General features: G+C 37.3%; 13 protein-coding genes. All 13 read left to right on the top strand.

Translation table 11 applies throughout. The annotated features are described in order from the left end of the window. Nucleotides 1–6: 6 nt before the first annotated feature. The 13 genes from ELS83_RS01680 (at nt 7) to ELS83_RS01740 (ending at nt 13,544) form a co-directional block, all read left to right on the top strand. Nucleotides 7–615 carry a hypothetical protein gene (locus ELS83_RS01680; RefSeq protein ID WP_171593777.1) on the top strand — a complete coding sequence of 203 codons (609 nt, stop codon included), beginning with the start codon at nt 7–9 and terminating at the stop codon, nt 613–615. Nucleotides 616–797: 182 nt separating this feature from the next. After that, complete coding sequence (locus ELS83_RS01685; RefSeq protein ID WP_171593778.1) at nt 798–1,457, top strand: hypothetical protein; 660 nt, start codon at nt 798–800, stop codon at nt 1,455–1,457. Nucleotides 1,458–1,485: 28 nt separating this feature from the next. After that, nucleotides 1,486–1,932, top strand: a complete 447-nt coding sequence (locus ELS83_RS01690; RefSeq protein WP_171593779.1) for a hypothetical protein — start codon at nt 1,486–1,488, stop codon at nt 1,930–1,932. A gap of 2 nt (nt 1,933–1,934) precedes the next feature. Beyond that, a complete protein-coding gene (locus ELS83_RS01695; protein WP_171593780.1) occupies nt 1,935–2,420 on the top strand; it encodes a hypothetical protein in 486 nt (161 codons plus the stop codon). 83 nt (nt 2,421–2,503) lie between these two features. Beyond that, entirely contained in the window at nt 2,504–3,058 is a 555-nt protein-coding gene (locus tag ELS83_RS01700; RefSeq protein ID WP_171593781.1) for a hypothetical protein, read from the top strand. Between the two features lie 11 nt (nt 3,059–3,069). Further along, nucleotides 3,070–3,828, top strand: coding sequence for a hypothetical protein (locus tag ELS83_RS01705; RefSeq protein ID WP_171593782.1), 759 nt, complete (start codon nt 3,070–3,072; stop codon nt 3,826–3,828). Nucleotides 3,829–3,847: 19 nt separating this feature from the next. Beyond that, the gene (locus ELS83_RS01710; RefSeq protein WP_171593783.1) at nt 3,848–4,564 is read left to right on the top strand and encodes a YARHG domain-containing protein; all 717 of its coding nucleotides are present in this window, start codon (nt 3,848–3,850) and stop codon (nt 4,562–4,564) included. After that, the gene (locus ELS83_RS01715) at nt 4,561–5,100 is read left to right on the top strand and encodes a hypothetical protein (protein ID WP_171593784.1); all 540 of its coding nucleotides are present in this window, start codon (nt 4,561–4,563) and stop codon (nt 5,098–5,100) included. The genes ELS83_RS01710 and ELS83_RS01715 overlap by 4 nt, the downstream gene beginning before the upstream one ends. A gap of 79 nt (nt 5,101–5,179) precedes the next feature. After that, nucleotides 5,180–6,103, top strand: a complete 924-nt coding sequence (locus ELS83_RS01720) for a carboxypeptidase-like regulatory domain-containing protein (RefSeq protein ID WP_171593785.1) — start codon at nt 5,180–5,182, stop codon at nt 6,101–6,103. 199 nt (nt 6,104–6,302) lie between these two features. After that, nucleotides 6,303–7,370: an alpha/beta hydrolase gene (locus ELS83_RS01725; RefSeq protein WP_171593786.1), complete on the top strand. Its 1,068-nt coding sequence runs from the start codon at nt 6,303–6,305 to the stop codon at nt 7,368–7,370. A gap of 352 nt (nt 7,371–7,722) precedes the next feature. Further along, complete coding sequence (locus ELS83_RS01730) at nt 7,723–12,390, top strand: T9SS type A sorting domain-containing protein (RefSeq protein ID WP_171593787.1); 4,668 nt, start codon at nt 7,723–7,725, stop codon at nt 12,388–12,390. Between the two features lie 33 nt (nt 12,391–12,423). Further along, a complete protein-coding gene (locus ELS83_RS01735) occupies nt 12,424–12,741 on the top strand; it encodes a cupin domain-containing protein (protein WP_171593788.1) in 318 nt (105 codons plus the stop codon). A gap of 2 nt (nt 12,742–12,743) precedes the next feature. Next, the gene (locus ELS83_RS01740) at nt 12,744–13,544 is read left to right on the top strand and encodes an alpha/beta hydrolase (RefSeq protein WP_171593789.1); all 801 of its coding nucleotides are present in this window, start codon (nt 12,744–12,746) and stop codon (nt 13,542–13,544) included. The last annotated feature ends 3 nt before the right edge of the window (nt 13,545–13,547 follow it).

Genomic DNA, 13,547 nt, shown 5'->3' on the forward strand with positions numbered 1-13,547 from the left:
CACAAAATGAATAGAGACATTTTTGATACAATACATGATTTGTTTTTTAATTCAACGAATGGGATATTTTTTGATATATTGATTCCTGTTCTTGTAGTAATTGGAATGATTCTTTGGGTTTACTGTTTTTGGTTTCATTCAAAATATGATAAGGATACCAACAAACTCATTCTTCTCCTTGTTTTTAATCTCTATTACCTTCCATTTTATTTGTACAGGATAAAGCAATTGAAAAGAGAGCTCCAGATAAAAGCTCTTAGCGAAGAAATATTTGATTCCGAATTTATCGAGCAATCCAGGCTAAGTATTCTTGATGTTCTCCGGTTATGGGCTTCATCAAAAAGCGAATTAGAGCTTTTGCTAAACGAAAATGACATCAATATTGTTGAAGAAATGTTTTCTCAGTGGAACGATTTTTATCGAATTGACACTAAGATCATTAAAGAAGCTTTTCAGGAGTCGGAAATGAGGATATTGGAAGCTTTTGATCAATCACTTCTTCTTGCTCAGGAAAAATATAGTGGAACATATCCTGATTTGGCTGCCTTTCATGAAACAAATGATTGGCAGGTGTTAAATCAAATGGCTAATGAAATTGTAAACGAAATAGAATAGAAAAATACTTACTACCGCCACGGCGCGAGTCTCTCGCGTGGTAAACCACAAACAAACTACTAAGAATCATTTTACATTAATAAATTTTATTATCTCAGCAATGGAATTCTAAGGGGCTTTTGGTAGATTTGGTAGAGAGCAACATACGGTTGATCTAACAAAAACATTAAGCCCCTAATAAAATGATGAAATTGCCATTCCTTTTTCTTTGTTTAAGCATAATTCTTTTGTCGTGCAATTCAGAGACAAAAAAGAATCTCTCTAAAGAAAGTCAAATTCAACCCCCTCCGGCACCCATTGTCAATTCTGACTTAATAGAGGATTTCCACTCTTCCTTATATCTTGATAGCTTACTAACGAATCGTAAAAGAAAGAAGCTTGCTGAAATTAGGGTTCATGAAAATTCTGATTCATGTAAAATCATTTTGAATACTTTGGTAGAATGGAACGATCCGGGTGATTTCCTAAATGTTCAGATCTTAAATTCGAAGGGTAAGGAAACATTAAGTATAAACAATATTGACGGCTGGATGAAGTGCGTGGGTCCCTATAAACTACCTGAATCAGTCCATACATTGAATGTGGACAAATCAGGATACACACTAATTATTGACAACAAAACAGGGAAGCAATTGGTTCTCTTCGGCTATTCTTATGCGAGTCAACCTGGACTAATGACAATAATTGATCTTTTTCCTGAACCCAAAATAATTTTTAACAAGCAGTTTGATTTGCATGCAATTTCAAAGGTCAGCACCAAAGGAATTAGAAATTATATTGGAGAAACCGAACTTTTAAAAGAAGTGGTTTTAAATATGGAATTGATGATAATCGAAGAATGACAACAGTTTAATTAAAATAATACTACTCATGTTCGGAATCTTTAAAAAGAAAGCCAAAGAGCTTCCAAACTTTGATCATTTAAAGTCTTACCCTAATAAAGACCTCTATTTTGTGCGGACTTTACAATGGGATTGGCTGAATGAGGAAATGATACACCTGTTCGACAATAAATCGCCACGTGTGATTACCATGGACAAATGGCCTCAGCAAATATATTTGGATGCTGATGGGCAAAAAACCATTAAAGAATACATTATCTGGATGGCAAATCAATATGCAAGCGGACAAATTCCTCCTACTCTCGATAAAGAAATGATTTCTTTAATTGAAAATTTAGTGGCAGATGGAGAATTGATTAAAATGGTGAATGAAAAAAGCAAATTGCCATATTACCTGGATGAACCAAAATCAAAACAGAATGTAGAAAAAGCTTACGAAATGATGATCAAGGATGAATATATAAAGGAAAAATAGGCATGAAATTATTCCAGAATAAAGAGAGCTTTTCCATTCAAAGCCAATTGCAATTCGATGAGCTGATTGAAAAGCTATCTACCTTTGTTGACTTTAAACACAAAGGAAAGATTTCTACCTTTCAGATTAGGGAAGATTATTACGGTACCATTGAAAATGAAGGCAGTGTAAAACTTTATAAAACACCATTCATTTCAGGCCTACTCGACAAAGGTTTGAGTACAAGTATTTATCTCACATGCAAAAAGGATGAGATCGAAGTCAGCATCGTGGATCATGGGCTTTATTTCATTTTGTTCATATTTGTAATCATTGCTTTTTCGGCAGGAATCATTTTTTATTTTGCCATTCTCTACCCCGAGGCTCGAAAATTACTATGGTTGGGATTCTCATTGATCGCTGTTCCATTAACTGCCTTTGTCTTAGACCGAACAGTCTTTTTTTCAACGCTTAAAGACATCAAAAAAAGGCTGAAAATGCTGGAATGATAAGCCACCAAAAATGAGGTCCATTCTGTGGAAAAACCAACAAAAAGAATTGCATTCGAAGAAGAACTCGATAAAAGGATGAAATGAAAAAGAGCAAATTGATAATAACAATTGGAATTCTGTTGCTTCTCTCCTATATATTTAGAGATTATCTATTTAAGGAATTCTGGATATTTGGAATGCTGCCAATTGGTTTATTGGGGGTGATCTTTGCCATTGTATTGGGATTCTCCATCCTAAAGAAAAAAAGAGAATCTATTATTATTGGTCTTTTGGTCATCCTATCCATTATTACAATAGACAGTTTTAGCTGGGAAGTATTTAAAAGTAAAAAAGTACTGGAGGCTTATTTAGATGATGACCTAACAGGAATGCACTTAATTTTGAGAGAAAATAACGAATTTGAAATAAGGTCTTATTTCATGTTTGGAGATGAGTATTTTCATGGTAAATATAACATACGTGAGAATCAAATTATCTTTCACGACAGGCCATATATCAATGATTTTATACCCGATACTATTACGATCGTAGATGAAAAAATTATTTTAAAATTTGATCAGGATGGTGTTCCAAACACTCAGTTTGCAAACTATTTTGAAATCAGACTGAACAAGCTAAATGAACTGAATCAATAAACCAGTAAAGAATGAGACCAACAATCATTTTCATATTGCTTTTAATGGCTCTGCAAACATCTGCCAAGGCTAGGTTTATACATGTTTTTGTGGCCTTATGCGACAACGAGCATCAAGGAATAGTTCCTGTTCCCGAGGCATTAGGTAATGGAAAAGATCCGGCACGCAATTTATATTGGGGTGCAGCTTTTGGTGTAAAAAACTTTTTTCACAGAAAAACCAATCACTGGCAACTCGTAAAAACCATAGATTCCAATGATGTAAACATTTTGGAAAGACTATTGTTCAAACATCATACAGAGGACATTTACTTGCTTGCCGATGCTTATGATGGTGAGCACATTCAAACTTGCATTGAACAATTCCTGGAATCGAGCAATGGTCAGCATCCCATTCATATTAAGCATGAAGAAAAAAGCTTGCATTTTGGAGGAAATTCAGATTTAATTGCTTACGTCGGACACGATGGTTTAATGGATTTTGATGTAATGCTTGATTACGAGAAAAACGAAAACCCGATTGATGTAATGATTCTGGCCTGTTATAGCAAAAGCTATTTTAAGAAGGAAATAAAAGCAGCCCAGGCCAACCCTCTCCTATGGACCACCCACCTTATGGCACCTGAAGCTTATACTTTGCAATCAGCCATCGATGGATGGATTCTAAATGAATCTCCCGCAGAGATTGAAGAACGAGCTGCCCAGAGCTATCACCAATACCAAAAGTGTGGAATCCGTGGTGCAAGAAACCTGTTTACTTCGGGGTATTAAGATTAAAAACATAATTGGAATGAAAAACAAAATCTTAATAATCAGTCTGTTTCTAATATTTTTTTCACATTTGACAAAGGGACAAATCATCGGTTTTGAAAAAATTGATGATTTAAAAGTGGCTTCATGGATTCCCAAATGGACTATTGAATATCAATCAGTCTATCATTTCGGCGATTCAGAAATGGAATCAGAATTTATATTGATTTTTGGGCATGATAAGTATTACGGACAGATAAAAAGAGGAAGCTGGAACGATAATGGTACTTCATGGATTTGGAGCTATGAAAATTTGACAAATATTCGCATTGAGAAAAACAAATTCTATTCTGATCAAACAGAGGGCGAGTTTGTGATTTATGATAATGGACAAAATAAGATTAAAGGCCTAAAGGTTGATAGCCCATGGAGTGGCTTAAGCGAAAATAGTGAATATGAAATTGGCACAAAAACATCTCCAATTGATGAGTATTTCAATGGTAAATATACACAAGCGTCAAAAAGAATCCTAAGCAAAGAGGAATTGCAAAAAATGTCAAACTCAGATTTAAAAATGATGCGAAATGAAATTTTTGCCCGATATGGATACTGCTTCAGTCCAGGAGGTGAAATGGATCACTATTTCAAGAAACAAGAATGGTACTCAGCACAATATAAAAATGTAAATGAATTTCTGACTGAACTTGAAAAAGAAAATATTAAGCGGATTATTATTGTCGAAAAAGAGACAAAATGAAAAAGATAATTTCCATATTACTCATAATCGAAATGATACTCTTGATACAGCTATTACTTGTAATTGCCTATTATTTTAGAGAACATCCCAAGTTGGTTTTGGCCAATTTTGTAATCACTCTACTCTACAGTCTGATCATCATTGTAATATTAATTTTCAAAGGAAAGGCACTAAATAAAAGATACCTTTTCATTGGAATGATTGTGCTCTATTATACGTTATTCTTTTTAAATCTGGAAAGACTTGTATTTTCCAATTACTATGTAACACTCTTAAGCAATCAGAACGCTTTTAATTCAGCACTAACAGATAGCGATCATACCACATTAATAAATTATACCAATGTAAAGGCTGTATTTAAAAACGACGATGTAATCTATTTCTATTTCGATATTGATCATCCTACATTCGAAGGAATTGCCTATACCAAAACGAATCATATTCCTAACCATACAGGGCAAGCTTTCCAACATGTTTACACATGGGGCAAGCTTTATGGGAACTGGTATTATTGGTCTGCATATGATGGGTATTAATTGAGCTTATCGTTCTACCATTATTTACCTCTAAGATTATTGCTTACACTCACATCATAAATCAATAAACCTTTTTGCAATGACAAAAAAGCTACTTCTCATCCTCATAATTTTATTTGCTTCTTCCATTGCCTTTGCCCAGGTAGAAATAAAAGGAAAGGTGATTCTTAAAGAAGAGAATGCAGAACTACCAGGTGTCAGCATCATTGAAAAAGGCACCGATAACAGCACAACAACAGATCTGGATGGAAATTTTACCATCAGCGTATCGAAACCTGATGCAATTCTGATCTTTTCTTTCGTTGGCATTCGAACAAAAGAGGTGAAACTAAAAAATGAAACTGAACTTCTTGTATTTCTAAAATCCGATTGCTTAATGGATACTTTCGATCATCAATACATTGGCATTTTGGCAAGCAGCGGAGCTGTTCATACGCCTTTCGGTGGGCAATTTGAGTTGTCCTTCCCTCCTTTTTTTTATTCAACTACCCTAAAAACGGCAATCAATTACCAGACCAACAAGAGAGACAACGAATTTTTAAATTCCCAAATTGAGTTCGACCATGTGATTTTTGAGTGCGATTTTCAAATGGACCTGAAATGGTACTATCGGAAAGTGACTTTCGAAAATGAATTCAATGCAACGGCATATTCACTGGAATCGCATTTCTTGTTAGATGTACTGAACTTCGATAGTTTCTACAATGTAGGTTTCATTACTGGATATGGCGAACTCTCCTTTCGACCCATAGAAGCTGATCGCAAGGAAGTTTTATCGGGGCCAGTTATTGGAGTGGTTGCAGACATTGGCAAACCATTATACTCCAATGTATTTGCAAAAGCAGCAATCTACAAAGACATGGTAGAATACCAGGCACAAATTCGATTCGACTATAAAAAGCTTGCTGCATTTGTGAACTTTTACAGGCTTAACTCTTTTACAGAAGTAAGTTTGGGATTTGGAATTAATACAGGCTATCGTTCAAGTCGACATAGAAGATAATACTTGTAATTTCCAAAGCCATCGCGTGAGTCTCTCGCGTGGTAAACCACAAACAAACTACTAAGAATCATTTTACATTAATAAATTTCATTGTCGCAGCAATGGAATTCTAAGGTGCTTTTGTTAGATTTGGTAGTCGAATAGAATTCATTGATTTACAGCACCAATACAGGATCATTTAATTAAAAGAAGAAGAATTATGGCAAAGCTAAGTTCACTATTAATCGTTCTTATCCTTTTATCGAGTAGCTTGTTTTCCCAATCGAAGCTTGAAAAATTAAACAGTGGTTCGATCATGGAGTTTAACTCGAAGATCCTAAAAGAACAAAAAGTCCTTTTCCTTCACCTTCCCAAAGATTATGAAACAAAATCATACCCCGTACTTTATGTGATCAGTTCTCTTGCTCATGATTTTAGGGCAGATATTTATCGTGACCAGTCTATTGTGATAGGAATTGAAAATAAGTACCCCAGGAAATATTTTGTTGGTGATAACAATCGAAAAGACTATTTGCAATTTTTAAACGATGAATTAATTCCTTTTGTGGAAGCAGAATTCAATGCCAGCTCCACGAGATACATCTCGGGTCATTCCATATCCGGAGGATTTGTGATGGACGTTTTGATGCAATCGCCTGATACTTTTTCTTTCTATGCCGCAACGAGCCCATGCATTCACATGCTTAATGAAAGTACTGGAATCACTGCTCCAACAAATCCAACATTCTTGTATTTCAATATCGGGTCGAGAGAGAATTACGAACAATTGGAGCAAGCCAACAAGATTTTCAACAACACTTTGGATTCCTTAAACTTGCCAAAGCTAAAATGGAAGTTCGAGCTTCTGGCCGATGAAACACATGAAACCAACGAGTTTACAGGCTTTTGCAGAGCCAATAGTTTTCTTCATTCCTTTTCAAGCATTCCCGACCATTTGTTGTCTCAGAATATCCATTCCATTCTGGAATATGCCGATGAGATGAATGATCGACTGGGGAATAAAATAATCATTGGCGAATCTGTTTTTATGCCCAATATTCTTATCAATCTGAATACCGAAAACTATCAGAACGTTGTAGATGCAATGCAGTACATTGCCAAAGAAAAAACGGAATTCTTTGTAGCAGAAGCCAAAACAATGACTGACATAGCGGATGAATTAAGAAAAAAAGGAAGCCATTCAAATGCCTTGAAAGCTTACCAGCTGATATACAATAAAACAAAGAAACAGGAAGTGCTCGAAAAAATCAAAGAAATGGAGAAGTAAAAGCTCCACTACCATATAAGTGCTTTCACATAATAAAACCTTAACAACAGCTCCTTATATCAGCTACAAAACAGCCTTTAAATCGCAATCATAAAATCACTTAGACTCTTTTACAAAGAATCATTTTATATTAAGCATTTTTACATCTAAGGCGGTGATAATATGAACAGCTTTTGCTAGATTTGATATACAGTAAAAATTATATTGTATAGATAAAATCCTGTACCGGCTCTGGGAAGATATCAAACGATTGGAAGAAAATGGAATGAATGTGTGAGCTTTCGTTAAAAGTCAAACAGCCATTTAGCAGGTAAAAACAAACACTTTAACACCAAGACTAATAACGAATTCTATGAAGAAATTTTACCTTCTGGGCCTACTCGCCATCTGTATTTCTACAACCGCTTTTTCCCAAAGAACAATTCATGTACCTACCGATTATTCAAGCATACAGGCCGCTTTAAGCAATGCCTCGAGTAATGATACCGTTCTGGTGCAAACAGGTGTGTATGAAGAAAATATCATCTGGCCCGAAACAAATGGAATCAAACTCCTAAGTGCAGGCGATAGTACCAATACCATAATCGATGGTACAGAATCAGACAGGGTGATCAACATCATTCATGCTGCTATCGACACCAATACAGTTATTAAAGGTTTCAGAATTCGAAACGGACTTACATCTCAAAAAGGTGGTGGAATTCAAATTACCAATGGAAGTGTGAAGTTGCATTCTGTGCTAATCGAAAATTGTGAAGCCCAGGAAATGGCCGGGGGTATTTATTCCGAAGGCAATCTTGTCCTTATTAACTCAGCCATTCTTTCCAATCAATCCGATTACATTGGTGGTATACGATGCCAGGCCGATGTTTGCAGGCTTCACAATGTAATGGTGGCCAACAACAATTCAACGGGCGACAATCGAAACATTATCAATGCCGGGGGTGTTTCCATTACTTCTCCCGATTATAGCATCTCGAATTGTACCTTCAAAAATAACCGCTCAGAATCATATGGTGGTGGTGCTTCGGTCGATGGAAACGGATCGGTAACAGGCAGTGAATTCACCGAAAATTCCGCCAAATACCATTATGGTGCCGCCCTTTCGGTAAAAGGAACAAGTGTAGTTGATGATGTGAACGTCCATAATAATGGAAACTCTATTAGTGGAACATTGTTTTTCATGCAGGGGAACATTATCCTGAAAAACTCAGTCGTAAAAGACAATGAATCCATTGGCGTAAGAGTGGAGTATTACGGAGAATTTACCATTAAAAACACCGAGTTTTCGGGGCAAAAAACTGCCATCAAAACCGGTAGAGACAATAATACCGGAAAACTAATAGTGGACAGTTGTACCATCAGCAGAGATCAGGATGAAATGCCTTCTGAAGGCAATTTTGGTGCATCTGAAGGAATTAGCCTAACAAAATATGCAGGAATTATTGAGTTAAGCAATTCCACCATTAAAGGTTTCACTCATGGAATTTTTGGCAATCATGCCGATAACAGCATTAACATACATAAGTCCATTTTTACGGCCAACGAAAATGGAATCAATAACAAATCCATCAACACCACAATTGATTCCACCATATTTTCGATTAACGATGTGGCCATATTAAACCAGGCGCAGGGAATGTTGCAGGTAAACGAATCGGATTTTCTCAATAATAATTTTGGAATCAACAGCTTGAACGATGGCAATGTGTTGAATGCCGAAAACAACTATTGGGGAGATGATTCTGGACCTTATAACGATATCAATCATCCATCCGGGAAAGGTGATTCGATTACCGTATATGTTGATGCTTCTCCTTTTAGAACCACAAAGGTATTTGGTGATTATCGTGCTCCTATCTTTCTAAAATCTCTCGAGAATAATAAGGACCAAAGCATTACCCTAAAGTGGGAGGATGACAATAGAAGCGATATCGACCATATTGATATTTACTATAAATGTGTAGACTCCTTGCAATGGAGTAAAAAAACAGTTCCTAATGATGACCAAATTGATACACTTCAAAATTTAATCCCCTATGTGACTTATGAAGTAAAGGTAAAATCTGTTGATCTATCCGGCAACGAATCGGAGGATTCCAATACCTTACTTGCTTATACCGATGATGACAGAACCTCTTTCTTTGTTCCTGCCGATTTTGCCACCATTCAAAGAGCTCTAAATTGTTGTAGTCCTAACGATACGGTTTTTGTGAGTCCGGGTACTTATAAAGAATCTCTTACCTGGCCCAATGTAGCCGATGTCCATCTCATCGGAGACAGCATTAAGCCTAATACTACCATTATAGATGGGGAGCAGAAAAACAGGTGTATCTCCATTGTGGGAAATAGTATTATCAGTGCAAGCATCAACGGTTTTAAACTGATTAACGGATATGATCCCGAAAAAGGAGGAGGTATTTTTATCGAAGCCTATTACATTGTGAACCTCTCCAATTGTATTTTAAGCAATAACAAATCCAAAATCGGTGCTGCCATTTGCAGCTACGACAACAGTTCTAACGGAATTATCAACATCAACAGGCTTTTGATTCACAGCAATGAATCAGAGCAATCGGGTGCAGCCATGTATTGTTTAAGAGATGATGTAAATATCAACAGCAGTACAATTGCCAATAACACAAGCCTGAACAGCGATGCCTCCAAATCGGGGAATGGTGGTGTATTTGCCAGTGGTACAGTTAAAATTAACAATTCGATTGTCTGGAATCACGGATCGCCAAATATGATCAATTATACGGGTTATAATATGTATGGTGCAACAATACAGGTGAACTATTCCTGCCTGAAATATGGCGATACCTTTAACAATGGAGCCGTTACCGGGAATACGAGCCACAACAATGGCATCATTATCGATCCGCTTTTTGCCGATACCTTAAGTCACGATTATACCTTACAATCCAATTCACCTTGTATCGATTCAGGTAATCCTGATATGATATCCGATTTGTGTTCCAGAATTGATATGGGATATTGGGAAAGTCCAACAGGAAATCGAATCAATCATTCCGAAACTTCCATCTCTATCTGTAATGGAGACAGCCTACTATGGAAAGGCAAGTACTATTCAGAGGAAGGGCAGTATTTTTATGAAAAAGAATCGGACCTATCCTGCGATAGCATTTATGAATTGAACCTGAGCGTAAATCCGACCTACCTGATCGAGGAAAAGAAATCCATTTGTGATGGGGATAGCCTTTTGTGGCAAAACACCTATTATTCTATAGCAGGAACCTACAGTGTAGAACTTACTACGGACTTGGGTTGCGACAGTATCCGCCAGCTCGAGTTGGTGGTGAATCCAGTATTCGAACAGACCGAAGAGAGGCAAATTTGCCAGGGAGATAGCCTGCTGTGGAGAAACTCCTATTACAAACAAAGCGGTACTTATGCTGACCAACTTAGCAGTTCAACGGGTTGCGATAGTACTTATTACCTGAATTTGGTGGTAAAACCAACATATCATGAAACAATTGAAGCCAGCATTTGCCAGGGTGAAAATTATATGCTTGGCAGTCAGACTTTAACAGAATCGGGAGAATACACCGAGGTATTTGAATCGGATTTACAGTGTGATTCCATTGTAACACTGCAGCTCAACGTTCATCCAATCTACCAGGAAAACATAGAAGCTACCATTTGCCAGGGTGATGAATATCTATTTGGTTCCCAGATATTAAGCGAAGCAGGTGAATATACTGAGACATTCCTATCGCAGCACAATTGTGATTCGGTAGTGAACCTAAATCTGAAGGTAAACCCAACTTATCAAAGCCAATTGGAAGCCAGTATTTGCCAGGGCGAAAGTTATATTTTTGGCTCTCAAACACTCACCCAAGTCGGAGAATACACAGAAGTTCTGCAATCGATTAATGGATGTGATTCCATAGTGATCCTGAATCTTACCGTAAATGCAGAATACCACGAACAAGAAGATGTTAAAATCTGCCAGGGAGAAGCGTATGTATGGGGCACTCAAACTTTAACAGAATCAGGAGAATACACAGAAGTTTTCAAATCGGTTCACAATTGCGATTCTATTGTGACCTTAAGACTGGAAGTTGGGCATGCCCATAATACCGAAACGGAAGTGGAGATTTGCCAGGGTGACACATATGTTTTCGGCACTCAAAATCTTAGCGAGGCCGGCGTTTACACAGAGGTTTTCAAATCGGCGCACAATTGTGATTCCACCGTTATCTTACATTTGGCTGTCAAGCCGATTTACCTGGAAGAACTGGAAGCCACCATTTGCCAGGGCGATGAATACATTTTGGGCACACAAACGCTCACCCAAACGGGTGTATACACTGAGGTGTTCCAATCGGTGCACGCTTGCGATTCTACTGTAATTTTGCGACTGAATGTAATTCCTGCCTATCATGAAGAGGCAGAAATTAACATTTGCCAGGGCGAAGAGTATATTTTGGGGTCGCAAACCCTTACCGAATCGGGAGAATATACAGAAGTGTTTCAAACTCATTCTGGATGCGACTCTACCAAAACTGTAATTTTAACTGTTCAATCGGTTGACACAAGAGTAGAACAAGATGGATCTACCCTAAAAGCTGTGGCTTCGGATGCTACTTACCAATGGGTAAAATGTGACGATGAATTTTCTGAAATCGAGTCGGAAACCAATGCTTCCTTCACGCCAGTGGAAGATGGTGATTATGCTGTAATTGTGAATCAAAATGAATGCAGCGACAGGTCCGATTGTTATTCAATCATCATTACCTCGGTATTCGATGAGTTCAAAAAAGATTGGAACATTTACCCTAATCCTGTAAAGCAAAATTTACACATAAATCTGGATAGAGCTTACGCTGATATACAAGTGAATGTTTACAATTCATCAGGGCAAGTTGTTATGTCAAAACAAAGCCATACTTCGAAACAATTGATGCTGGAAGTAAACGACTTAGCAAACGGTTTATATATTTTAAAAATTGATGCTGATAACAAGCATGCAACTTATAAGTTTATTAAGAAGTAAATTTTAGACGAAAAAGGAATAAATCAATCTAAAATGATCCTAAAATCAAAAGATTCAAAGAAAAGAGAATTCAAGGGTGTCGACTTTGAGGTGCTGGCATCGGGCTATCAATCTATGGTCACTAAAATGAATTATAAAATAGGAGACAAAGTCCCGCCTCATGCTCATCCAAACGAGCAAAGTGGCTACGTAATTTCGGGAGAATACATCATTCAGTACGGAGAATTTACCGAAAAACTATTGCCTGGCGACAGCTATTGCATTCCAGAAAATGCCCCACACAGCTGGGAAGTGATTATAGGCGGAGAGGTAATTGATGTTTTTACTCCTCCCAGAAAAGATTATTTATAGAAATGAAAAAAGTAGCAATCAATACATTAAAAATAGCACTTGTCCTGTACGTAGCTTTTTGTGCAGGACTCTATTTCTTGCAGGAAAATTTCATCTTCTTTCCGGAAAAATTGGAGGCAGATCACTCCTTCCATTTTACACAGAAATTTGAAGAGTTGGAATTCAATACAGCCGACGGCATTAACTTACACGGCCTACTCTTTAAGGCCGATAGTGCAAAAGGTGTAATTTTCTACCTTCACGGAAATGGAGGTTCGCTGCGTTCGTGGGGAAATGTGGCCCAAAACTATACCAGTCTGAATTACGATGTTCTGATGCTCGATTACAGAGGTTACGGAAAAAGTGAAGGTGAAATTTCAGGCCAGGAGCAACTTTATACCGACAACCAATTGGTTTACGATGAGCTGAAGAAAATCTACAAAGAGGAGGATATCGTTGTCTTAGGTTATTCCATTGGAACCGGACTGGCCGCAAAGCTGGCATCCGATAACCTGCCTGCCCGTTTAATTCTACAAGCTCCATATTACAGTTTAACTGATATGATGCGCCAAAGATTTTCTTTTGTGCCTACTTTTCTCCTGAAATACAAATTTGCTACCAACGAATACCTCAAGAATTGCTCCATGCCTGTTACTATCTTTCATGGAAAAGACGATCGGGTGATCTCTTACCAAGCAGCGGTACAACTTCGCATGGATTTTCCAGATAAGGTTGAACTGATCTCTCTGGAAAATCAAGGTCACAATCAAATGACGGATCATCCGAAATATCAGTCTGAGCTGAAACGAATACTTACCCAATAAAGG

It is taken from the genome of Marinifilum caeruleilacunae, assembly GCF_013141825.1.
GTDB classification, from domain to species: domain Bacteria; phylum Bacteroidota; class Bacteroidia; order Bacteroidales; family Marinifilaceae; genus Marinifilum; species Marinifilum caeruleilacunae.